Raw genomic sequence first — 23893 nt, 5'->3', positions numbered from 1 at the left:
TAAAGGTTATATCTATCTACTACGGTACTAAATAAAAAACCCCTTATTACTTTAATCAAGGGGTTTTTAGTATTTCATTTAATTTTTCTGTATTGCATTACTCCGCATATATCCTTTTTTTGCATGGAAGAAAGTCATATGATTACTAATTACACCAGATTCAAAAAGCTCGTTAATATAATTTGTTACGGCTAATGCTGCCATCTTATTAACAATTAAGCGTTGTGGTTCACTTGCAATAATGTTACTACAAGCTACCTGGGATGGTGCTATCTCATCTTTATCCTCTAAAATATCAGGGAACATTTCTGCAACCGGTTTTAGTATAGTTTGGCCATTCATTTTTAAGCCACATACAACCTGACCACTCCAACCAGTATTATTAAAAGTATTTAGTTCCTCTTCTGTCCATTGATCTTTAGGACGTGATGGATAGTGACTAGGAGCTTGTACACTCTCGTTACCAACATCAAGTAAAAGGCATCTAGAAGAACTTTCAAAAAAACGATGCATTACCTGTCTAGTATAATTATTATCTACACATCCTATAATTATAGGAAGATACAAAGTGTCATAGCTGTACCCAATTTGAAGATAATCTGTATTAAATAAATTCTTCAATGAATCAACGTCTTCAATATAATCTTTTGAATAGGATGCTATATCCACTTGGTAAGCAGCACGATATCTTCTAGCAAGTACATCAGCCTTTTTCTTTCCTACCTCATTTTCTAAAAATAATTGGTTTAGTAGGTTCCGAGATTCTATGATATCTGGATCGACAATCACATATTGACCGCTAATATTAAAAATAGAAAACAGTTGTGCTACATGTGAAACTACATTAGAACCTGTTGCACCTGTACCAATCTGAACAATAAAAGGAAATAGCTTTTTTTGGTTTTCTAATAAGTTAATCATCTTACCACCTCCACTACATTTAAGTCATAGGAAGATGGTTCATTCATAAAGGGGTTTTCAAACACGCTAAACGGATTTATTGTTATGTGCGTTTCCAATTCCTTATTAAAGGTTCTACAAGATATGCTAGGAAAAAAGTGATCGATATTCCCAACTATTGCATATAAAATAGGGGATCTCTCGCTTTCGTCATCTTGTACACTAGGAGTAGGAGACATAACGTGATGTGAATGAATCTCCATAACCTTACCGCAATTTCTTTCTTCTATCTTCATGGCAGTTGTGAATCCATCCTCAATGCGTTCAGCCCAATATTTATGTACAACTTGCTCTGGAATCAACATGAAAAATTCACCTATATCAAGATCGAAATAAATATCAGCATGAACTTCAGTACCATATACTTCTGAAAAGTGTTTTGAGATAGAAATGAACTCTGTAAGCAAAGAAAAGGGGATCTTTCGATTTATAGAAAAAGAAGAGTCTTTCGACTCTTCTTTTTTAATACAATCACCTTGGTTTGCACCTTTCTTTTTTGCTTGTAGAATAGGTAATACAATGTTTTTCTTTTTAATATAAACCATTGTAGTCATTCCTTTTACTAACTCTGCAAAGTCATTCTCCATGCGATTTCTTAACATTTCATCGTCAACTTTTTTGATTTCTACCTCTCCCTCTTTCTTTTTAGTTGGAACACCTTCTGTAAGTTCTTCAACTGTAAAATAATCAGTAATAGGGAGTTCTTGACCAAAATACTTAATTGTTGTAAGGTCATTGACTTCAAACTTATCACCTGACGATGCGGAATTGCTGGTTGATGAAGAAGTCTTTTGAGTTCCGGCAGCTTTCTTCTGAGCTTCTGCAACTTTCTTCTTCATTTCCTCTTCTTCACGTCTTTTTTGTTCTGCATACTCATCCTCGATTCCAAAAAGTGAAAACATATCTGTTTGTTCGATTGATTTTGTAGTCATTATAAATTCCTCCGATATCTCTAATAGTTTAGTAGTTTACGCTTTTATTCAATTGCTATCTAAAGAAAAATACTCATTAAAAGTGGTGCCAATAGGGACAAGCCACTCATCATTAAATGAAGTATCTTTTAATAAGCTGAAAAGTTTTGTCATACTTTGACCTTCCGACGTAATACAACCGTAATCGTCTCCAAAAGGAGCAGAAAAGAATAGGTTGTGCATGGTATCAAGTTGACTAAGACATTTAACTGCAGGGACCTGATTATTCCCCATACAGACCTTTGAATTTTCTTTATCGACGTTAGAGAAGGGGAAGAAATAAAGAGGCGTCTCTCCGTTAATTCGGCCCTTTTCTTCTCGAACAGCAACAAGTTGCATTGAGCGAACTTGATCTTCAAAGATGTCATACCTTAATACCATTCTCGGAAATCCGATGTGATGTTGTTCTTGATTATAGGTAACGAGCCATTGTCTTTTAGGTATTTCAATAAAAACCTCGTAAGCATTAAGCTTCGTTACTAACTTTATACAATTCTTAGGTAGAAAAGGGGATTCAGTACGAGTACCCTCCACTCCAGAATCAGTTAAACACTTGATCACATCACTCAAAGTCATTCTATATTCTCCTAAAACAACACCTTGTTCTGTTTGATTTGAGACAGAAACATAATCACTAAAATTACGCAGTCTGTCCGTTAGTTTTATTAGAAATTCCATTATGAGCACTCTCCGAAATTAGTTTATTAGCGTAATCCTCTGCAAGTTTCCGTAAATGCAATATATTCTCCGTAAGGGAATGAAGCATTCCAGGGCAATGAATGTTGATAACAAAACCTGTTTGATCTGGAAGAATTACGGTATCTGCTTCAACATGTAAGTAGTTGCCTACATGTTGAGGTACACTCTTAACAGCGTGTTCAAGTTCTTTTGAGAAAGAGCTTTGGCTTTGTAACACTGTTGCTATCACAGCATCTTTGATAATGATTGCATACTCAGATATATAAATATCCGAATATTGGCTAGGTAGTTCATCTCCGTAATCATATCTCTCAACAACTTCAAATAATTCTTTAAGTCCATCGTGAAATATATCTAATTCACTACCATCTGCTTGTTCAACATGCACCATGAATTTTTTTACATGAATCTTTTCCTTCACATTAACACCAGCATCATGAAATAGCTTTAACATAGCTAAGTTAGAAATAGAGGTGATATACGACTGGTGTTCGTAGATATCCATCTGAGACATGTTTACTCCTCCTTCAATTAGATGAAAAGTATTTCTTCATCAGATCGAAAATGCTTATTTTTATGGTGAAATAAACGGGCCAATGTATTTTCAATTCGGGCATATTCTATTATTTCGTTGTTTGGATCAACATAGAAAACCTCTTCTGAATCATCAGCTGATATAAGAGGTAAATCTTCCATCGAATCTAGAGCCTTTATTACATCTTTGTAACTAAAGCAATTAAAATCTATCTCTTCGATAGAGTAGTGATTCCAAATATACCTAATTGCATTTACATAACCGTTTAAATCCTTTGACTCATTTGCTGGCTTATCTCTTTTCTTGAGATTAGTAGCAAATTTATTTATATCGAAATCCATAATTAAAATTTCCTTTCCTTCAAATTAGTTACATTGTCCGGACAGGCAGTATTAGTTGCAATTCAGCTAATGCTACTTCTCCATCTGGCTCAATTAAGAAGGGACGCATAGCTCCGTTGAAACTCATATTAACAGTTTCACAATCCATTGATTTCAGGGCATCTAATGCATACTTACAATCAAAGGATATTGTTAATTCTTCACCCTCAAAGGAATCATAGGGAAGATCAATCTTACCTTTTCCTTTTTGAGCTTGTTGACTAGATAAAGAAGCAACACCATTAACATGAAGTTTAACCACACCTTGCTTATCTCCATCTGATGCATTCGCAATTTCTTTTATTAATTCAAGTCCCTGGACTATCTCTTGGCGGTTTATTTTTAACTTTCCATCTGAATCGTTAGGGATTAACCTACTAGTATCAGGATAATTATCATTTAGAAGCCTAGAAATATAATAGGTTTGACCATTTCGAAGTAAAATATGTTGTTCATTTTGAATAAATACATGTACTTCTTTATCAAGATCAAACACTTTTGACATATTATCTAAGGTCTTCGCAGGAACAACAATTCTAGCATCTTGTACAGCTTGTGCCTTATGAATAATTCTAGATAGGCGATGAGAATCTGTACAAACTAGGTTTACATTTCCTGCTGATACCTCAATACAAATACCCTGTAAAACAGGACGAGTTTCAGATGTACTCGCTGCGAATGCAGTCTTTTTTATTAAATCTCTGAACTGTTCACCCTCTAGTTGAAGTGAAGGAGTTGAGAGATCATACTCTGGAAACTTAGGGTAGTCAGTAGCATCTAAACAAATAATATCGAATTCACTTTTTCCGCTTTTTACTTTTGTAGTAAAACCATCTAAAGAAAATTCAATTTGTTTATTGGATTTTTTTACAATGTTTTCAATCTGTTTCGGAAGTATAATACTGCCGGAATCATGAACGATGACATTTTCACCATCAACTGGAATACAATGTTTAATCGTTTCTGAACTATCTGATCCAGTAATATTGATTTCCTCTTGTGTTACTTCCAATAAAAAACCTTGTAAAACAGGTATTGAAGACTTACCAGATACTGCTTTTCCAACCTTTGTAAAACCATCTACCATTAGTTCGCGTTTAACTATAAATTTCATTATTTTATCCTCCCAATGTTTGTTTATTATTGAAATAAAAAAGGCATAAAAGTGGGTAATACCCGCTTTCATGCCTCTCTTGCTTACGCTGTTTGTTGAGATTTTTCACTACGAATCATATTAATAATGGACTGTACATCTTGTTCATTTAGTTTAAAGAACAAGTGCTGTAATGAAGGGATTTCGGCTTCTGGTTTTACAATTTGGCAATAACTCAGAAGTTCTTCTACACTTAAGCCATAGTTTTTCGCAGCTGAAACTACTACACTTACAGGTTGAAGGGTCCAGAAGTATTTTTGAAGTTCAGCTTCTGTTGCCTTTGAAATATCAGATGTATTCGTACCTTGATTTGACTTAATGAACAAACGCATTCTTAAATCAGTAGGTAGACCGATATTTCCTTCGTGATTTCTAATCGTTCTTAGCATTTCATCTTTAGACATAGGCTTAGGTTCACCTTGACCTGAATTGCCTTGGTTACGATTATTACCACCCTGTTTTGATTTTTGCTTTGAATTCTCATTGTTACCTTTGTTATTACTTTGACCCTGTGAATCATTACCAGTTGAGTTTATGTTAGTATATCCCTTTGGTAATGCCCAATTCGGTAAAGTTGGTGGTGTCCAGTAGCCTTTAACCCATTGTTTCTGGTTACCTTTTTTGACCTCAGCATTAAAATATTGATCTGAGTTATTTGTTTTGGATTGGTTAACTGTAACCCATACTTCTTCTAACTTATATAGGTATCTTCCAATCCCCCAAGCAGATGCAGTTCTTTTTGAACTAGCTGATATACCGCCTTTTGTGCTTTCATAACTTGTCTCATCAGCAGCATCAAACTTTGTAACCCACTCATTATCAAACTTAATACTAATCCCACATAACACACCTTTTGTTCTCCATTCAGAATACTCATTTTTCCAATTGAATGGGCCAATAACAGAATCAAGTCTGTTTTGAATAGCTCTATTTGTCACATAGGGACAAACAATCGCTTTTACAACATCACCAGTGTAAAAACTACGTTGTACACGCCACTCAATATCTTCGGGACCAAAAGGTTCCTGAAGTTTTTCCATAATCTCTTGTGCGCTTAACTCACTACAATTTTCTGTCATGTCTAACACTCTCCTAAAAGTTTAATAGAAATAAAAAAGAGTAGAAAAAAGGTGGAATCACCTTAAAACTACTCAAAAATACTCACCCAATTTTCTGATTAAAACACAAAAAGCCTTTGGGTGTTTGCTAGTAAGAGACATACCGATAGTATATCTTTTAACAAACAGCCCAAAGGCTACAAATGTTTAATCGTTAACAGCTGACCTCATAAATGGTCGCAAAAAGAAAATAAAAGTAAAGTATTTATTCTTTTATTATATATAAGTCTATTGGATTGTGACAATAATTTTTTAAAATAAGTGAATGCAAAAGCTTTTATTCACGAATAATTGAGTTTATGTTATAATTTTATGAAGTTAAACCTAAAAACTAAATTATAATTATAAAAGCAAGCACTGCTCATACTACACCTACTCTAGGTGTAGTATGGGCATTTTTTGTTTTATTAAACAAAATGTGGTGTAAAAAGGGGGATCAGATTCTTGGAATTAGTAACTTTAGAACATATACAAGTGAGTGATGATGTCGAGAGAATTATCGTTTTAAGAAAACGTTTAGGGAATATGAAGCAATATGAGTTAGCAAAGGAACTAAATATTAGTACAAATTATTTAGTAGCAATTGAAAATTATCGTATGCCTGTTACGGATAAATTAAGAAAAAAAATAAATACCTTCTTAAAACGATTAGAAATGGAGAATAGGCTACATGGTAATGAAGATTCTATTATTCCTTCTAAATAAGAACAATAATAATGGAATAAACTCTTTAACAAATATATTTACAAAGGAGATGGAGAAGCTTAACCGTAAACTAGAGATAGAGAAGGTTAGTTCGATCCAAGACTTTGAGGAAATCTCTCATAATAATGTCCTCTTTTTTATCGTTACAGATCAAATTGAGTCATTACAAAAAATTCAAAACAAAGAAACTAACATTATCTTTATTGGAGATAAAAAAGCAGCTATTCCATACGAAGAAAAGTTAAAATATCTACACTCATTTAGTGATATAGGTCATGCAAATGCATGGTTACTAGTGCACCGCTATTCAATAAAACTTAATGATCCTGATATATCTGACGAAGAAAAAAAAGTTAACCTCATTAATGATAGAAGTAAAGAGAAAGATAGAGATCAAGATAAGAATGATGAAGTAACTTTAGAGGAGGAAAACAGTAATAGTACATCACCATCTAAGGAATCTACCGTCAATACTACTAATAAAATCGAATCGAGTAATGAGGAAACAGAAAATACTCAGAAAGACCACTCGGTAGAGCAAAATGAAGTAAAAGAAGATCATGAAAAAAAACAACAAAAACAAGAACAAGAACCATTAACTAGTAACATGGAAATAGATCAAGAGTTTGTAGAACAAAACGAAGAGGAAGGAGATATAACGGAAAGGGCAATTGAAATCCGAAAAAATTCTTTTTTTAAGGCAAAGTGGGATAGAAATAAAACAATCGGAATTTGGTCCCCTTTAAATAGAACAGGAGTCACAACGTTTATTATGAATTATGCAGTGTTTTTAGGGAAAGAACGAATTCCAACAGTGGTACTCGAAGCCTTAAATCCAAACCATATCATTAAGACAACATTAAAAAGATATAATCAGGTACCTGCCGACTGGAACTCCTATGCTACCACGTTACATAATAAAGACATTTCTACTGATAGTGTTATTTGGAGCTACAATGGTGTCCAGTGGCTTCCTCTTGATGATGAAGATACCTCACATGAATGGAATGCTAATGCACTGTACCATTATATAAACAATGTTAAATACTTCGATGTGGTACTTGTTGACCTTCCAACTGGTAGAATGGAAGATTACACTGAACAAACGTTAGAGCAATTAGATGAACTATGGATATTGGTGGATGATGCTTACCAGCAGAATCGAGCTTGGAAAAATTACATTCAGAAACTAGTGAGCAAATATAATGTTAAGTGTTATCTCATTTTTAATAAGAAACTATCATTCAGTCAAGATACACGTTTAGCCAAGGAGTTAGATATACCTCTATTAGCCTCTTTACCTTGTATGCATTACCAAGTTCAAAAGAATTATTATGAGAAGTCACCTATCATTGAGCAATCAGAGGTATATGAGCAACTTAAACAACCTTTTATAGACATTAGCAAACATCTACTAGGAGAATCCTTTGAAGTGGCCGAAAAGAGTCTATTCAATAAGATACGAGCTATCATTCCAAGACCGTTGCGGGGGAAAAAGAAGCGTGGTATGATTTAATTATATATCCTTTGCTTTATCTTTTTTTGCAACTCTTCTAGAGTTAGCGGTTAACTAACAAACTACAAGCGGTCTTTGGACTAATAGATTAAGAGGTTAGAGGTTTTCTTTGCCTTTAAACAAAATCTATCATTCCATTGAGCGCTTTTTTTATTTTAATTAAAAGGTGGTGGGATTGATGAATGCAGCACATACAAGAAAATTAAGAGGAATAAAAAAAATACTTATGAGTAAGGAAGGGTTTATTCGAATCAGTACTCATACGTACGAAAGATTGAAAAAACGAGGTTACACTAAAGGTGATATTGTCTCTTGTATCATGAATGGAACAATTGTAGAAGTTCAGACAGGTTTGAATCATGATCTAGACAAACTGACTTTTAACTATGTGATAGTTGGACGAGATCAAGACAACAATCCGATTGTTATTGTTCTGTCAGAGGAAGGGAAAAACCATTTTAAGGTTATTACCGTTATGCCTCCAATTGACAATAAACGTTTTACGGATTGTGTCTAATAAACTTTTAGAAAAGAAGCTTTTAGAAAGGGTGTTTACGATAAATAATCAAACTAAAAAAATTCAAATGAGATCAACATTAAGAAGAACAAAAATACCTGGATGGTTTGAATTCTATCGTGAGCCTTGCGATATTTGTGGACATCGAGGGGGTTGTATTATTAACGAAGAAGGAGAAGCAATTGCGTGTATTCGTAGTGAGTCTAAATACCCTTTCAGTAAAAATTCCGCTGTACCATCATGGCTACACTGGTTGAAAGGTGATAAAAAAAGGAAGATTGACGTAACGAAGGTCGCACAAGAAGTAGGCGAAGAGAAAAAAAATTCCAATATTTTGAATGAAGTTTATCGTGCTTTGTTAGATTGTACGGAGTTGAATGAGTATCATTATGATCATTTAACATCTCCCTCAAGACAATTAACAGATAATCAAGTGTTTGCACGTCAATACAGATCTTTCCCTGAAAAACCATGGGAAGCTGTAAAGGAGATTCAACAATTGTTAGGGATTGAAGATTTAAGTGGAATTCCGGGTTTCTATGAAGCGAAAGGAAAATACGGGAATTTCTGGTCAATTGCAGGAACAAAGGGAATTTTATTACCATTTAGGAATTACCAAAATGAAATAGAAGGTTTTCAGTTCCGAATTGACAATCCTCCTAACGATGTTGAAGTAAAGAAACAAAAAGAAGGTTTACAAGCAAGAGTAATTAAACAGCCAAATATCGTCCAAGTTGCATTCAATGGTGAAATTATCATGGAAACTGAATTAGAATTCGGTTCCTATAAATCGATTTCTCACGAGGATCAACTTTTAGGGTGGATAAAATTAATTAAAGGACAACGGTATTATTGGTTAAGTTCTGCTAATAAAAATAAAGGTACTGGTTCAGGTAGTCCAGCTCCTGTCCATGTTGCAGTTCCTTCTCGCGATTTACTTAATTGGGAAGTTGGACAAAAGAGAAAAGCTAAAACTGTCTGGCTTAGTGAAGGTCCTCTAAAATGTGACATAGCAGCTGATAAAATTGTTGAATTATATGATCCGCTTGAATTAGAGGATATAGGTACAACATTAATAGCATTACCTGGTGTAGGTGCGTGGAGATTAGCTTTACCTATTCTTAAAGAAATGGGTGTAGAGCAAGTAAACATTTGTTTTGATGCAGACGCAGCAAATAACATTTATGTCAAAAAGCATTTATTTGAGTGTGCAAAAGAATTAAAGAATTTGGGGTATGTTGGTAACCTTGCTATTTGGAAAGAGGATGATGGTAAGGGGATTGATGATCTCCTTATAAATAATAAAATTCCAAATTTAAAAAGGTTATTTTAAAAAGTTTTCATAATCTTTCGGAATGTGTCCATAATTAACCGGAATGATTATTCATAATTCTCCGGAATACTGAATAGAAAGTAATATTTCCAATGTGAAGAGAGGATTCCTCTCTTCATTTTTGTTTTATGTAACAAAACAGTTTCTAAAACTACTAATATATTTTATTGATTTTCTTGCCAGTATCTTATAATATAAATATAGTAAGTTTTTAGAAATACATATCTAGAAAATACCTAAAAAAGAATATAAAGAAATGGGAGAACCCCACTATGAGTATGAACTAGATACCTTAAGGTATCTTATTCAGTCGTACTTATAGTGGGGTTTTTTTTTATTTCCCTTATATCTTTAAGCCAAATAACATGGAGGTGCACTTTTATGGCAAAGAAATTAATGACAATCATGGCTATTATTTCGATTGTCTATGTATCAAGTATCGCTCTATTCCCTGAATTTGCTTCGGCAGCAACGGACGCAACGGATGCGTGGAAAAAGGCGGGTATCTCACCTGATGGAGATTTTGAAGACTCAGGTGTATATGATGACATGAGTATGCTTGTTTACTTTTTAATGGCGGTAGGAGCTATTTGGATTGTTGCTTGTTTAGTATGGGGAGGAATGACATTAGCTGGATCTGGTGGAAATCCACAAAAACGAACTGAAGGATTTATTAAACTAGCTCTAGTATTTGTTGGTGGTTGGATAATTATGAAAGCCTACGATATAGCTGGATGGATTGCAGGGTTTGGGGCTTAGTATTACCATAACCAAATTAGATTATACTTATACATTGAAAATTTACCCCTCTAAATAAAAGAGGGGTAAATTTTTAGGCTATGGTTGCGCACCATGTTAAGAGAATACTAATTTAATAACTTATGAAATTATACTTTGAAGGCTCTAATGCCTACAGCTTTTGATATAGAAAGGAGAACGTATGAGGAAAGTAAAGGTACCAGTTGATATGGCAAGTGAACAAAAAGTAATACTCGGTATTCTATCTAAGAGACAAATGATCTATATCGCAGTTGGAGGAGGAATTGCATATTGGTACGTTCCAATTGTGTTCAATCTTTTTCCGAATGTATTTATGGGAAGTATTGCAAGTTTAATTAGTGCATTACCACTTGCGGTAATAGTGTTTGTTTTAGGTTTTACTAGAAAAGAAAAATACCATTTGAATTTTGATAGATATCTCTATATAAAACTACAATATCGTTCGCAACAAGGTAATTGGAGAAAATAAGGAGGAAGTTAAAGAGATGGAAATAATCATAATGGCCGTAATGGGTATCGGTCTTTACATTTTTGCAAAAGTAATGATGAAAGAACCGATTATTCCAGGTCGAGAAAAAAACGCTGCTCAAATTAAACCTTCTTCAAAGAAGAAAAAGGGGGAAAATCAAGGCGGGGAATCCGAAGAAGAACCAGATCCATTTAGGGAAATGTTTAATGACCTAAAAGAAATTAATTCACATATGATGCGTTTTTCTAATAATAAATTTGTCATGTTAGCTGAGGTAGAGCCTGTAAACTACTTTTTGTTATCTCAAGAGGAACAAGAAGGTATCGATATGACATTTGAAACTTGGATAGCTCAGATCAATTACCCGGTCCAATGGTACCTACAAAATAGATATATAGATTTATCAGAGCCGATTGAAGCAATGAGGCAAAATATGCTGAATCAAGAAGATATGAACCAAAATTCCCTAGAGTATGGTCGAACATTAATTGAAGATTTATCAAAATGGCAAGCTATCTCTCCTAGATATGAAACAAAGAGATATATCGTCTTTCACGAAACAATAAATGCCCATGAAATTAAGGCAGATGACAAAGAAGAACTAGAAGAGAAAATTATCGATAAAGCATTTCAAGAATTGTATCGACGTCTTAATACTGCTAAAAACTCATTGAGGAAAGCTGAAATAGATGTTCATATGCTCACTAATGAAGGACTTGGAGAAGTGTTTTATTATGCTATGAACAGAAGAAAAGCAGTAAAAAATAGATTTAAAGATACTAACTTACAAGAGCAGTTAGCTTTATATATTACAGCGGATCAAGATTTAGCTAGAATCGAAACGGTTAAGGAGATGATTGAACGTGAAAGCAACAAAAACAGCAAAGGAAGAGAAGAGAGAAAAGAAGAACAAGCAAGTTAAACGGAATAAGAAAAAAGCAGTTGAGCAAGAAGTCGAAACTCAATATGATATGCGTCCGACATTTTGGGACGTAATATCTCCTGAAGGTATGAAGATAAAAAATGAAGATTATGGTGTCATAAAACAATCATTGGGAACAAGAACATATTTTAGACCATTTTATATAACAAGAGATGGATATCCTAGAAAAATGCAAACGAATTGGCTCTACAATCTCACTTCTAGTGGAGAATGCGATGTCTTAATCGATGTTCATAAGATTCAAAAGAGTGAAGCTGTAAGAATGCTTCAACGTCAGATTACAATGTTGAAATCAAATTTAGGCTTTCAGACCAAAAGAGGAAACATTGATCAGATACAAGATTTAGAAACGAAGATTATTGATACTGAGCAACTTATGGCAGAAACGCAATTTAGTGAAAATGATTCCTATCATGTCGGTGTGTTGGGAGTTTTATATGGCAACAGTAAAAAAGAATTAGATAAATATAGTGAGTATATAGAAGATGAACTATCAGGAATGTTTTTCAAGGTAGCCTCCACATGGAGTCGTGTAAAAAGTGGATTCCGCTCGGTTCTTCCATTAGGGACAAATGAAATAAATGAGTCACTCAGAAATATAGACAGAAGGGCGCTAAGTACCTTTTCTCCATTTATTTCAGGTAGTGGACGATTTAATGGTGGTATCCCATTAGGTATTAATCGTATCACTGGTCAAAAAGAATTTTATAATGCTTTTGGTACAGAAGAAGTAAAACCAGATAATTTCAATATGGCCATATTTGGCACAAGTGGGAGTGGTAAATCTTTAGCACTTAAACTTCTACTAGCAAGGGAAACAACTGGAATGGGAATCCATACACGTTTAATTGATGTTGAAGGTGAATTCGTTCGAATTGTTAAACGATTAGGTGGTATTAACCTTCAAATTTCAGAGGAATCAGATATTAGGATTAACCCACTTGCTATGAATGTAACAAGTATTCCTTTAGAACAAGATGATGAAGAATTAGAGTTACTAGAAGATAGTGATGAAAAAGAGATTATTGAAAAGAATGGAAAGAAATATATATCATTTGTTCCTCTTCGTGAAAAATTAAATGAAATCTTAGGTTTTTTTGATATCATCTGTCGCGGGAAGAACAGTGAAGATGAAGGGTTAACTGTTTTTGAACGAAACTACTTAGAAGAATCAATTCAGTATTTATTTGGAAAGTTTGGATATACAACACATCCAAGTTCTTTATATGACAATACAGTAAAAGAAATTGATGGACAAATCATTCAATCTGAAGTTAGAAAACTAGAACCGACTATCTCTGATGTGTATAAGTATTTAATTGAAAATTATGGTGAAGAACAGAAGGCTGAAAGGTTAGTTGCAGCCATTCGGCCATTCCTTAATACAGGTAGTAAACCTATCTTTGATGGGCAAACCTATCTAGGTAAAAATGTAACTCAGGCACTCCACTCTGCTAGACTAGTCAACTTTGATATTAGCAGTATGGAGGAAAACTTTTTAAGACCAATTGCCTATCACGTAATTTTAAACTATATATGGGAATATTTCGTTAAAAGCGTTGAAAATTCCTCTAAGCAAAAAGTAGTTGTGGCGGATGAAGCTTGGACCCTAGTAGATTCTGAACAGACTGTGAGTTTCCTAGAAACAATGGCTAGACGATCACGTAAAAGGAATGCTGGTTTAAGAATCGCTTCACAAGATTTTGTACGTATCCTTGAAAGTCGAAAAGCTAGGGGTATCCTTCAGAATACATTTACATTTATGTTTTTAAAACAGAACAAAATTGATTTAAAGAAAATAAGAGAGAATTTTGACCTTTCAGAAGGTGAAATATCTTGTTTATTCGGAAATCCAGAAAAAGGGGAAGCGATACTTAGATCGGGTAAATCAAGCGTATGGCTACGAACTGATCCGAGTGAAGAAGAATTAACATTTGTTGAGAGTAATACAGCAGTTTTAGAAGAAATGTTAAAACGTAAACGAATGAAAAGAAGTGAGTAGGTGATAAAAAAATGACATTTATAGCAGATAAGATATTAGACATTTTTGGAGGCATTTTTAGTTGGATATATGAAACACTGGTTGCCCCATTTACATCACTAAAATCATTAAAAGATTTAGTTTTCGGAAAAGATGGAGAAGGTGGAGACCTTCTTTTTCATACTTTCACTGCTTCAGACGCTAATAATATTTATATTCCAGGTATGCAAGTAACCATGTTCCTTGCAGCATTTATTGTGTTAATTTCAATCGTTCTAGCGGGTATGAGAATATCGGGAACTTCATTTAATCCCGCTAATAGAACTTACTTTATAGAATTCATAAAAGATGCTGCGATTGTTGGTTTAGTTCTTGCGAATTTAGGTACGCTTTACAGTATCATTTTTCAATTCAATGGAATTGTAGTGGATATATTTAGTTCTTCTTATGATGCAAATTTAGATAGTTTTCAAAAAGATCTAGATGATGACTTTAGTGAGATTGTAGGGAGAATTATTATTAACCTAGCTTTATTAGGTCTGGCAATATGGGCAAACTTTTACTATATGATGAGAAAATTGACTTTACTCATGTTGATGATTCTTGGGCCATTAGCTCTAGCTTTGTTTCTTAATCCCAAAACAAAAGCATTGACAGGGGCTTGGCTTAAAGAGCTTACAGGAACAGTATTTGTCCAAGCGGTACATGCCTTTGTGTTTTGGCTAGTAGCAAGTATGGCAATCTCTCAAGAAGGATTAATTGAAAGTGTCATTCTATACATAATCTTCATACCCGTTTCTGAAGGTCTCCGATCATTAATCGGATTAGGTGGAGATATGAATGGTAGATTTGCGAAAGCTGGCGCTATGTTCGGAATGGCGGGTCTTGCGGGAGTTTACGGTGCTGCAAAAGGTGCTCTTAAGGATCAATCTATTTCTGGAGCCTTAAAAAATGCATATGAAGGAACCAAAGGTAAATTAGGTCGTGGAAATGGTGAGGTAGAAGATAACAAGAATACATTAGGAGCGAATGCTGGAACTGATACTGCTTCTACCTCGGTTGCGGAAAAAATGTTAAAAGCTGGACAAATCACTTCCAAAATGGGTAAAGCATTTACAGGAATGGCTGGTAGTATTGCCGGTTCTACAATGGGCCCAATGGGTGCAATAGGTTTAGCTACAATCGGTGGTGAAATTGGTGACAAGTTAGGTGGAGCTACGGGACGCTTAGGTGTAGCAGGTTTACAAGCTGTAGGAGATCGTTTGAAGAAAGGTTATAAAGGTGCAAGTGCTTCAGTAGATAAATTAGGTTTAGATGCAGATACTGATGAAAGTTTGAAAAATGCTATTGCAGAAGACGACACTACTGCATGGGCGAAAGGAAATGAAAAGAGTGTTATTGAAGATCTAAAGTCTCGATTCCCAGATGCAACAGACCAAGATATTAAAGATATGTGGCATAACAAGAAAGATGAGATGAGACAAGGGTTTAGAGAAGCAGCAGGTGGAAAATTAGAAAAACTAAAAGACGCAAGTGGAAAGTTCGCTAATGCTAATCAATTAGCTTCACAAACGGCAGACGATTTAACCCAAGAATGGGCTAAGCATAATCAAGCTGATTTTATGAGTAATTATGAGAAACAACATCCACCAAAAGAAAATATGACAGATAATGAAAGACTTGATTATAACAATAAAAAAGCAGAGGCATGGAATGACAAATTATCTGATCAAAGTAAAACATTCGGAGATCTAACAAGATCAACTGCTTCATCAATGATGGAAGGTCGTTTAAATCCGTTTATTGATAAAGATGCTTTTGCTGAAAAAGTTGGAGAACAGGCTACTGAAATTATTAAAGGTGATATAAAAGGTCAAATTGGTAAATCACAAGCAACACAACTTGCTGGTAAAACAGCAGAAGATTTGACACAGGCTTGGGCAAATAATAACAAAGTGGCTTTCATGAATGCTTATAGTGAGAAAAATCCATTAAGAGATAATATGTCTGATAATGAGCGCTCAGAATACGAGAATGATAAAGATCAGGCCTGGAATAATACTGTTGCTACTAAAAGGAAGCAATTTGGTGAACTCACAAAGTCCACTGCCGATTCTATGCTAGCATCAGGAGTTAATCCGATAGCTGAAACCAATACTTTTGCCCAACAAGTAGGAGAAAAAGCTACGCAAATGGTAAAAGGACAGATTAAATCTCAAAATCCTCAAATGAGTGATGAAGAAGTAGAGATACAATTTGCGAAAACTAATGGCAATAATAAATCACTCTACGTTGACACAGCTAAAAATGCTGGAAATGAAGCAGCAACACAACTTGCTGGTAAAACAGCAGAAGATTTGACACAGGCTTGGGCAAATAATAACAAAGCGGCTTTCATGAATGCTTATAGTGAGAAAAATCCATTAAGAGATAATATGTCTGATAATGAGCGCTCAGAATACGAGAATGATAAAGATCAGGCCTGGAATAATACTGTTGCTACTAAAAGGAAGCAATTTGGTGAACTCACAAAGTCCACTGCCGATTCTATGCTAGCATCAGGAGTTAATCCGATAGCTGAAACCAATACTTTTGCCCAACAAGTAGGAGAAAAAGCTACGCAAATGGTAAAAGGACAGATTAAATCTCAAAATCCTCAAATGAGTGATGAGGAAGTAGAGATACAATTTGCGAATTCTAACGGAAATAATAAATCACTATATATGGATGTTGCTAAGACATCTGCTATTAATATTGGAGCACCAGATATAAGTGATGAAATGGTAGAGATACAATTTACTAAAACACATGGAAATAACAAATCAGTCTACGTTGACACAGCTAAAAATGCTGGAAACGAAGCTGAAAGCCTTCAATTAATGAATGGAAAGAAAGTTAACCGAGATTTTGTGACTAGTCAACTGGCTGGCATGAGGACGGATACTGATTCCAAAAATGCATTCTTCTCTAGTAAGAAGGCTGAAGGAATGTCAGATGATCAGATTCATATCCAATGGAAACAAGAAAGAGGAAATCAGTATCAAGAGAACTTGTCTATTGCAAACGAAGCAGTACCAAAGACGATCAGCCCAACAGCTTCTTTGGGGACACACGCTAAGGTCCCTTTTAAAGCAATTTCTGGTTTTGCAATGGGAGCATCTGGTGCTCAAACACTCCTGAATTTTTCGAAAGAAGTAGGTCAAGGTATAGGAGCTGGTTACCAACAAGTTGTAACTTCTAATGAATCTAGTATGAATCCTGTATTTAAACAATTAGAAGGAGTCGGAGGAGCAACAGTTGGTGGATTCAAAGCAATTAAAAGTATGGTCACTGAAAATCCCGTATTAAAGCAATCTAGCTTAAATAATGCTATGGGATATACAGGTGGTGTAGTAGCAGGGGTAACAGGTTATCAAGTAGGTTCAAAATTATCTTCAAGATTTAACCCATACAATAACGCTGTTAATAATACAATCTCCGAACCAACGGAAGTAATGCAAATGGCACAAACGGTAGTTGGAGAAAATGGTGCTGAAAGATTAGCTCAAGGCGCTGTAAGAATGGTCACAACCGCTGATCAGTCATTTATTGAAGTTAGAACTAAGACTGGTCAAACTAGAACTGTCTCACGTACAGGACGAGGAGATAGTTCAATGAAAAATGGGGAAGTTGTATATCAAGACTTACAAGTTGAAAATGGGGCATTTGTTATTCAAAAACCAAAAGGCGTTGATACTAGCACCTACAAAGTTGATTCAGCCGGAGGGAAAATTCCTGTAGTATCTAATGTTAATGTCAATCCAAATAAACTATTAGCAAACAGAAACACAACGAAAAATACTTATGTTCCAAAGAATGTGCAAGCTTATAATCAACAAGTGGATTCAGGTCAATTCTATATGAATGACTTGAAGCAGTCAGGAATGGAGAATGTTCAATTAATCATTGAACGAGATCGAAGTTACATGCAAGCTAGTACTCCAACTGGTGAAAAAGTACGGGTTTCTGCATATCAAAAAGGTGATGCAAGAATTCCAGAAGGAAAAACAGTTACAAAAAATTGCGTGATCAAAGGGCAAAAAATTACAGCTGATTCAATAGTCGAAGAAGAATATCAAGACTTTACAACATCCATTGATCCAGAAGAGTACATTCAACCTCGACCAAATAAACGGTTTGATACTAGGAAGCAACAAGAGGTTCTGCGTAAAAGACAAAGCCTTGCAGGGTGGAATGGCTAATGGGGTTACCTCAAGAGCAGCATGAAGAAAAAGAGCCCGCCGTCGTCCAGATTGCTAAAGATCAAGCTAAGAAAGTCGTAAGGAATCAAGCGAAAAAGGTACTGAAAAAAATTGGTAAGAAAGCGGCCAAGTTAGCATTAAAAGCTGTAAAACAGGCAATAGCGATGTTAGCTAAAATGTTATTGAGCTTTTTTAGTACCATTGGTTTACCAGCTACACTTATTATTCTTGGAATTGTGCTTGTGGTTATAGTCTTTATGATGGCCTCTTCTTATTTTTATGGTGGAGATGGTGAGGGGTTATCGGGAGTAGATAAGGAAATACAGGAATATGTACTTGAACAGTCACATGGTACTGTCGATATGTCTAGACCTGAACAAAGGAAGTTTCGTGTACCTGAAAAACTAATTGCATCTGTAATTCAGATAGATTCAATGATTAAGGGAAACGAAGATCCTAAGAAACTCATACAGAAAATGGCTACCGTATTAAAGCCTAATATCGATTATGGGGATTACAATGAATATAAAGAAACTGAAACTACGGTTTGTAGAGATGGGAAGTGTGGTGATCCAAAAACCGTAAAAAAAGATAATTGGGTCTCTAAGATTTCCTTTGCAGAGTATTGGGATGGTAATACAGACTATACGTACACTCCCTATTTAACCAATTGGGTTAAAACGGAAAAGATAACTTACGAAACTGAAAAATATAAAGCAATTGAAACTTATACCGAATCAGTTCCTTATACAGTTAAAGAAACCTATTATGAGACTGAGACATATACAGAATATGAAACTTACAAATATACGGAAGTGAATTTTGTCGATGTATATGGATATACCTCTGTTAAATATTGCGATTTTAGTGGATGTAGAATTACACAGGTATATGGTGTCATAGGACAAGAAACAGTAAGAACTGAAAAATCCAGACAAGTCCCTATTACTAAAACAAAGGAAGTTCAAAAAACAAAATTAGTAACAAAATATAAAAATGTTGAAAAACAAAGAGAAGTAATTAAAGAAAGACAAATAGAAATCAAAACAATAATAAGAACGAGGTACCAAAAATTTAATACAAATGAGAACGCAATTACTGACTATTCTAGATTTGATGAAATAATGAATGAACAGAATATGGGTGCCACTGATAAGAAATTAATTGAGGCACTCTATGCATCAGCAGGTGGACAAGTTACTTACACAGAATGGTTAGGATCCATTGGAGGATTCAGTGGAAGTACCGGCTTCAATGGAACTGTAATACCAGGTGAGGGTGTACCAACTCAGTTCATGCAATATTACCTTGATGCACAAGCGAAATATGGTGTTGATTGGTTTGTACTTTCAGCCATACACTTCGTGGAAACTGGATTTTCAACACATGAAACTATGGTTAGTTCGGTTGGAGCTATCGGTCCGCTCCAATTTATGCCTGCTACCGCGCGCCATGTTTCCCTATAAATCTTCTTGATGAAGTGGGAGGACTCAAAAAGTCTAACTGTTTCTTTGATTTGAAAGGTGAAATTCCTTTCTAGAGTAAAAGACTCAAATACTCTATACTAATCTCCTACATGCTTTAATTTGCTCTAAAGTTTTGGTATGAAGCTAGGTGAAGTCGTAACTTGAAATATAGTGCGGGTATCTTTAAAAATATCCTATGATGACGAAAGAAACTCATGTTTGAAGCGTTGTTATAAATCGCTATTTAGTTAATTTAAAAGAAGAGCCGAATGAGTATTTATATTCTCTATTATGAGTTGTGGTAGCTAGTTCATAATAGAACCATTCAGTTAGAGTCAGTACTCGAATGGTGAGTAGGCACAACGTAAAATGAGCATCTAAGGGATATAAAAAAAGGGATAAAAGAAACGGAACATGGGAAGCTGTCTGAATGGAAAAATAGAGCTTTTTGTGAAGTTCAGAGAGTGACAGAGGACTCGTAGTAGTGATGAAGCAAAGTAATGCTTGTGGAGCGAAGGGGTCTAGTCGGATAAATTAATTCGATGGAAAGCCGAGTGCGGTGAAAGTCGCTTGCTCGGTTTGGGGCGGGGGAAAAGCTGGAGATGACTTCAAAGGTTTACCTATCGTCATTGGGTCGGTTGGAAATATAACGTCGGTGGTGGATTAGTTAGTTCACGATTAGACGTCTCTAGTATGTCTGTTATAGCAAGTGGTTCTGGTTATGGTCGTGATGGAGATGGAGACGGTAAGGCTGATCCATGGAACGTGGTTGATGCCATTCATACCGCTGCTTATTATCTATCAAAGAATGGCTATGCGACAGACAAACGAAAGGCAATTTGGCATTATAACCATGCTGATTGGTACGTTGATAAAGTATTACAGAATGCTGAAAAATTTAGAGCAGAAGCTGTTTATAAACCTTCAGAGGGAGATATGCCTGAAATTACTGACGGAGATTTTATGAGACCTGCAGAAGGGGAAGTAACATCAGGATATGGCCCAAGATGGGGGAAATTCCATGGTGGAGTGGATATCGCCAAAGCTGGTACTGTACCAGTTGTATCAACTGCAGATGGTGTAGTCGTAAAATCATACGTTTCTACAACTTATGGTAATTGCATTATTATTCGCCACAATATAAATGGTCAACAGTATGAAACTCTATATGCTCATTTAAGTAGTCGAGCTGTACAAAATGGAGCCCAGGTACAGAAAGGGCAATTTATCGGTAACATGGGTAACACAGGAAAAAGTACAGGTCAACATTTACACTTTGAAGTACATAAAGGTAGTTGGAATGGCTCAAAGTCTAATAGGGTTAATCCTGTATTGTATGTTCAGTTTTAGGAAGTGTAAGAGCGAGAAATTGCTCTTACACTATTATTAAGGTGTAGTTAGGAGGTAGAAATGAATAGAGGGGTTATTATTTTTTGTTTAACTATATTACTTGGTATTGTCGGTTATCTCGCATGGAACGTATATGGTCATCAAGAAATGGAATTGATAGACCTTGTAAAAGCTGAGAAGCGGGTAAAAAGTGATATTCAGACTGTTACAGATGAAGAAAATAAAGTATACAAATGGCTAAGTTCAACAGATTTAGATACAGGTCACCTTGATGGACACGATCAAGATGTGGTGGATCATTATAGAGAAAAAAAGGGAGTAGTAGAATTTTTATTTGCTTCTGTACTAATGAAGGATGCGGAGTTATTCATCCAAGCATATCTACCACAGGTGATTTCAGATGATCTATTTAAAGTAGACAACGGTGATAAAATTGAGGTTACTTTAGATATAATAAATAAAATCTCTAGGAATGGTACTTTAAAAGAGATTGGATATGAATCTGAAAAAGGCGTATTTGGTACTGATACACAAACAGCTAAGGTGAAACTAATTTATACTGATGAATTAGAAGTTACGCTGTCTCTTGACTTTAAAATGAGCGGTACACAGCATGAAGATGGTCACAGCGGTGATATATATTCAATAACCACATCTGCATGGGACATTATCGATGCTATAAATAAAGCAGAGAATAATAAAAAATAACCCCCTCACAGTGTGAGAGGGTATTTTTTATGGTTGATTGTATACCTCTACTTTGGCTTTTTTCCATGAACCAAATTTTCGATGATACGTAGCTGAATTTGGAAGCTGATTTTCTTTAGCGTATTCATTCCACTTCCCCATACTTGTAAAGTAATCAGAATGTTTTTTTGCAATTTTTATTAACTCTGTCTTACTATAATTGTACTTTATTTCTTTAGGAACAATTTCTTTAATTTCTTCAAAAGTAAGATAATTTCTTATTGTTTTATAAGTAGGTAAATCCTCTTCATTTGCGTATTTATCCCAAGAAGTACGATCTTCATATTTGGCACCATGTTCTTTTAGAATTGATATAATTTCTTTTTTCTTTTCTAGTTTAGATGGATAAGGCGTTGAAGGAGAGAGGTTTAATTTCTCCTTAAAGGCATTCCAAGAGCCAAAATGTGATATATACGTATAACCATTAGGAAGCTTTTTTTCTTTTGCATACTTATTCCAATTTTCTACGGTAGTAAGAGCATGTATATGTTCCTTAGCAATTTCAATAAGTTCTTCCTTCCTATCAATACCTTTTATTCCAAGTTCATCTTTAACTTCCTTCCAACTACCGTAAATAGATATTAGTGATTGAGAAGAAGGTAATGAGTGATCTTTAGCATAAAGATCCCATTGTCTAACAGTTGTAAGATGTTGCTTGTGGTAAAGTAACCTTGATTTAACTTCTTCTTTTTTCACCTTGATCTCCTTCCCATTGAATTGTATTTCCTGTTGTTATTAGAGATACCATGTCACTGTTACTTGCAGTGTATTTTACTAATTCTTTCATTACATGAGGATATTGTTCGCAATCAACTGTCTCTGATAAGTTTATTAGTTGCTTAAGATTATAGAGATATCGCTTTTGTATGTAATTAATATACTCAACATATGCTCTAGTTCTGCTATACACTAGGAATTGATTATTGAAATGCACTCGTTTTTCGGCATTTATATCATAAATTTTTTCAATTGAACTAAATGGTACCTTGTCATATTCTGCATTTTGAGTAGTATTAGTCACTTTCATCTCTTTGCTATATTCATATTTCTTAGTGTCTAAATACTCTAAACGTAATCCATCATAATATTTTTCGTTCGTTTGCTTAAACTCTTTAAAATTTCCGTCATAATTATAATCTTCAAGACTATCGTTTATAGATATAGACTTCTCTTTCCAGTAATATGGTGAAGGTAAAAGGATATAAACTTTTTCATCTTTTGTTATCCCTATTAGGAAGTTATCATCACCTTGAGTCGGTAAACGATTCAAACGTAAGAATGCCTCCTCAATAGAAACATCTTCTGGGAACAAGACTCGAATTTTAGAAATAAGTTCTCTGTCTGATTTTCTTATATTATCTATTCTTTTTTGCTCAGCTTGCTGCTTTCTTCTTGCATATCCTTTAGGATTTAAGAGACGATAAATAGAACTAAATACTTTCTCGATTATTACTAGTGGAGTGATAACCACAATTAAGATTCCCTTTAACGGAAGTACAAGTGTATATTTAAATAAAAATTTAAGGAAGGTATATTTTTGAACAGCATATACAATTCCACAAACTGCAATAAATAAAGCCATTAAAGCTATCCAAATGATTAAAAGAGTTAAAAATAAAGCAATTAAAAAACCGACTATTCGAAGGAGTGACAATTCCGCTGCCCCTTCATAGATAAGTCCGATCTTGTCGGCAAAGTTTACAATACCTAACTTAGATAAAGTCGGATAAATTAAATCATTCCATTTCCAAACACAGAATATAACAAAACCTATACCAAACAATCCAGCAAGTCCAGTACTCTTTCCTCTATCATAACTCAATTTTGATTCGGCAGCCCATAGTAATTCAGTTAACATTTTAGTCACCCCCAAATTTCACAAAAACAAAAACAAATAATAATTACACTTTTTGATACTATAATGGTATTATATACCTATATTAGATTATTGTCAATGATTTATGTTGACTTTAAAGGATTTACCTATTGTGATTTTTTTCTATTGATTAACTATAAAGATTTAATTAGA

21 protein-coding genes are annotated in these 23893 nt (G+C 34.6%); 12 read left to right on the top strand and 9 right to left on the bottom strand.

Annotated features, from left to right (window positions below):
• Positions 1–78: 78 nt before the first annotated feature.
• The 7 genes from HWV59_RS26475 to HWV59_RS26445 form a co-directional block, all read right to left on the bottom strand.
• On the bottom strand, positions 79–921 hold the full coding sequence (locus tag HWV59_RS26475; protein WP_102232707.1) for a ThiF family adenylyltransferase: 843 nt from the start codon (positions 919–921) through the stop codon (positions 79–81).
• Positions 918–1892 (bottom strand): hypothetical protein, encoded by a 975-nt coding sequence (locus HWV59_RS26470; protein ID WP_102232706.1) that lies wholly within the window; start codon positions 1890–1892, stop codon positions 918–920. The genes HWV59_RS26475 and HWV59_RS26470 overlap by 4 nt, the downstream gene beginning before the upstream one ends.
• 48 nt (positions 1893–1940) lie before the next feature.
• Complete coding sequence (locus tag HWV59_RS26465) at positions 1941–2609, bottom strand: hypothetical protein (RefSeq protein ID WP_102232705.1); 669 nt, start codon at positions 2607–2609, stop codon at positions 1941–1943.
• The gene (locus HWV59_RS26460) at positions 2572–3144 is read right to left on the bottom strand and encodes a hypothetical protein (protein WP_102232704.1); all 573 of its coding nucleotides are present in this window, start codon (positions 3142–3144) and stop codon (positions 2572–2574) included. Before HWV59_RS26460 ends, HWV59_RS26465 begins: the two co-directional genes overlap by 38 nt.
• A gap of 17 nt (positions 3145–3161) precedes the next feature.
• Entirely contained in the window at positions 3162–3506 is a 345-nt protein-coding gene (locus HWV59_RS26455; protein ID WP_102232703.1) for a hypothetical protein, read from the bottom strand.
• 28 nt (positions 3507–3534) lie between these two features.
• Entirely contained in the window at positions 3535–4659 is a 1125-nt protein-coding gene (gene dnaN, locus HWV59_RS26450) for a DNA polymerase III subunit beta (protein WP_175640778.1), read from the bottom strand.
• Positions 4660–4742: 83 nt separating this feature from the next.
• The gene (locus tag HWV59_RS26445) at positions 4743–5777 is read right to left on the bottom strand and encodes a Rad52/Rad22 family DNA repair protein (protein WP_217708545.1); all 1035 of its coding nucleotides are present in this window, start codon (positions 5775–5777) and stop codon (positions 4743–4745) included.
• 483 nt (positions 5778–6260) lie between these two features.
• Here HWV59_RS26445 and HWV59_RS26440 point away from each other — a divergent pair, with 483 nt between their 5' ends.
• From HWV59_RS26440 to HWV59_RS26385, 12 genes are all read left to right on the top strand, one after another.
• The gene (locus tag HWV59_RS26440) at positions 6261–6521 is read left to right on the top strand and encodes a helix-turn-helix domain-containing protein (protein ID WP_102232701.1); all 261 of its coding nucleotides are present in this window, start codon (positions 6261–6263) and stop codon (positions 6519–6521) included.
• Entirely contained in the window at positions 6487–8037 is a 1551-nt protein-coding gene (locus HWV59_RS26435; protein WP_102232700.1) for a hypothetical protein, read from the top strand. Before HWV59_RS26440 ends, HWV59_RS26435 begins: the two co-directional genes overlap by 35 nt.
• 178 nt (positions 8038–8215) lie before the next feature.
• Positions 8216–8554: a DUF4258 domain-containing protein gene (locus HWV59_RS26430; RefSeq protein ID WP_102232699.1), complete on the top strand. Its 339-nt coding sequence runs from the start codon at positions 8216–8218 to the stop codon at positions 8552–8554.
• 31 nt (positions 8555–8585) lie between these two features.
• Entirely contained in the window at positions 8586–9887 is a 1302-nt protein-coding gene (locus HWV59_RS26425; RefSeq protein WP_142385663.1) for a DUF3854 domain-containing protein, read from the top strand.
• A 381-nt stretch (positions 9888–10268) separates the two neighbouring features.
• Positions 10269–10646 (top strand): hypothetical protein, encoded by a 378-nt coding sequence (locus tag HWV59_RS26420; RefSeq protein ID WP_102232697.1) that lies wholly within the window; start codon positions 10269–10271, stop codon positions 10644–10646.
• A 181-nt stretch (positions 10647–10827) separates the two neighbouring features.
• Complete coding sequence (locus tag HWV59_RS26415; RefSeq protein WP_102232696.1) at positions 10828–11136, top strand: PrgI family protein; 309 nt, start codon at positions 10828–10830, stop codon at positions 11134–11136.
• Between the two features lie 16 nt (positions 11137–11152).
• The gene (locus HWV59_RS26410) at positions 11153–12058 is read left to right on the top strand and encodes a hypothetical protein (RefSeq protein WP_102232695.1); all 906 of its coding nucleotides are present in this window, start codon (positions 11153–11155) and stop codon (positions 12056–12058) included.
• Positions 11994–14081 (top strand): VirB4 family type IV secretion system protein, encoded by a 2088-nt coding sequence (locus HWV59_RS26405; protein WP_372496338.1) that lies wholly within the window; start codon positions 11994–11996, stop codon positions 14079–14081. The genes HWV59_RS26410 and HWV59_RS26405 overlap by 65 nt, the downstream gene beginning before the upstream one ends.
• Before the next feature lie 11 nt (positions 14082–14092).
• Entirely contained in the window at positions 14093–18301 is a 4209-nt protein-coding gene (locus HWV59_RS26400) for a type IV secretion system protein (protein ID WP_175640777.1), read from the top strand.
• Positions 18301–19767 carry a lysozyme family protein gene (locus tag HWV59_RS26395; RefSeq protein WP_102232693.1) on the top strand — a complete coding sequence of 489 codons (1467 nt, stop codon included), beginning with the start codon at positions 18301–18303 and terminating at the stop codon, positions 19765–19767. The genes HWV59_RS26400 and HWV59_RS26395 overlap by 1 nt, the downstream gene beginning before the upstream one ends.
• Positions 19768–20460: 693 nt before the next feature.
• On the top strand, positions 20461–21117 hold the full coding sequence (locus HWV59_RS26390; RefSeq protein ID WP_102232692.1) for a M23 family metallopeptidase: 657 nt from the start codon (positions 20461–20463) through the stop codon (positions 21115–21117).
• A 60-nt stretch (positions 21118–21177) separates the two neighbouring features.
• Entirely contained in the window at positions 21178–21825 is a 648-nt protein-coding gene (locus HWV59_RS26385) for a hypothetical protein (protein ID WP_102232691.1), read from the top strand.
• 27 nt (positions 21826–21852) lie between these two features.
• Here the strand turns inward: HWV59_RS26385 and HWV59_RS26380 are convergent, their stop codons facing one another.
• Together HWV59_RS26380 and HWV59_RS26375 are read right to left on the bottom strand one after the other, a co-directional pair.
• Positions 21853–22560 carry a hypothetical protein gene (locus HWV59_RS26380; protein ID WP_102232690.1) on the bottom strand — a complete coding sequence of 236 codons (708 nt, stop codon included), beginning with the start codon at positions 22558–22560 and terminating at the stop codon, positions 21853–21855.
• Positions 22541–23722, bottom strand: a complete 1182-nt coding sequence (locus HWV59_RS26375; RefSeq protein WP_102232689.1) for a hypothetical protein — start codon at positions 23720–23722, stop codon at positions 22541–22543. Before HWV59_RS26375 ends, HWV59_RS26380 begins: the two co-directional genes overlap by 20 nt.
• Between the last annotated feature and the right edge of the window lie 171 nt (positions 23723–23893).

It is taken from the genome of Metabacillus schmidteae (assembly GCF_903166545.1).
GTDB classification, from domain to species: domain Bacteria; phylum Bacillota; class Bacilli; order Bacillales; family Bacillaceae; genus Metabacillus; species Metabacillus schmidteae.
Note: the sequence above shows the minus strand (reverse complement) of the source record. Positions and strands in the feature narration are given on the sequence as shown.

Excerpts from the sequence above, each read along its gene's own strand:
- HWV59_RS26475 (WP_102232707.1), bottom strand. The coding sequence starts at position 921 with ATGATTAACTTATTAGAAAACCAAAAAAAGCTATTTCCTTTTATTGTT.
- HWV59_RS26470 (WP_102232706.1), bottom strand. The coding sequence starts at position 1,892 with ATGACTACAAAATCAATCGAACAAACAGATATGTTTTCACTTTTTGGA.
- HWV59_RS26465 (WP_102232705.1), bottom strand. The coding sequence starts at position 2,609 with ATGGAATTTCTAATAAAACTAACGGACAGACTGCGTAATTTTAGTGAT.
- HWV59_RS26460 (WP_102232704.1), bottom strand. The coding sequence starts at position 3,144 with ATGTCTCAGATGGATATCTACGAACACCAGTCGTATATCACCTCTATT.
- HWV59_RS26455 (WP_102232703.1), bottom strand. The coding sequence starts at position 3,506 with ATGGATTTCGATATAAATAAATTTGCTACTAATCTCAAGAAAAGAGAT.
- dnaN (WP_175640778.1), bottom strand. The coding sequence starts at position 4,659 with ATGAAATTTATAGTTAAACGCGAACTAATGGTAGATGGTTTTACAAAG.
- HWV59_RS26445 (WP_217708545.1), bottom strand. The coding sequence starts at position 5,777 with ATGACAGAAAATTGTAGTGAGTTAAGCGCACAAGAGATTATGGAAAAA.
- HWV59_RS26435 (WP_102232700.1), top strand. The coding sequence starts at position 6,487 with ATGGTAATGAAGATTCTATTATTCCTTCTAAATAAGAACAATAATAAT.
- HWV59_RS26430 (WP_102232699.1), top strand. The coding sequence starts at position 8,216 with ATGAATGCAGCACATACAAGAAAATTAAGAGGAATAAAAAAAATACTT.
- HWV59_RS26420 (WP_102232697.1), top strand. The coding sequence starts at position 10,269 with ATGGCAAAGAAATTAATGACAATCATGGCTATTATTTCGATTGTCTAT.
- HWV59_RS26415 (WP_102232696.1), top strand. The coding sequence starts at position 10,828 with ATGAGGAAAGTAAAGGTACCAGTTGATATGGCAAGTGAACAAAAAGTA.
- HWV59_RS26410 (WP_102232695.1), top strand. The coding sequence starts at position 11,153 with ATGGAAATAATCATAATGGCCGTAATGGGTATCGGTCTTTACATTTTT.
- HWV59_RS26400 (WP_175640777.1), top strand. The coding sequence starts at position 14,093 with ATGACATTTATAGCAGATAAGATATTAGACATTTTTGGAGGCATTTTT.
- HWV59_RS26395 (WP_102232693.1), top strand. The coding sequence starts at position 18,301 with ATGGGGTTACCTCAAGAGCAGCATGAAGAAAAAGAGCCCGCCGTCGTC.
- HWV59_RS26390 (WP_102232692.1), top strand. The coding sequence starts at position 20,461 with ATGTCTGTTATAGCAAGTGGTTCTGGTTATGGTCGTGATGGAGATGGA.
- HWV59_RS26385 (WP_102232691.1), top strand. The coding sequence starts at position 21,178 with ATGAATAGAGGGGTTATTATTTTTTGTTTAACTATATTACTTGGTATT.
- HWV59_RS26375 (WP_102232689.1), bottom strand. The coding sequence starts at position 23,722 with ATGTTAACTGAATTACTATGGGCTGCCGAATCAAAATTGAGTTATGAT.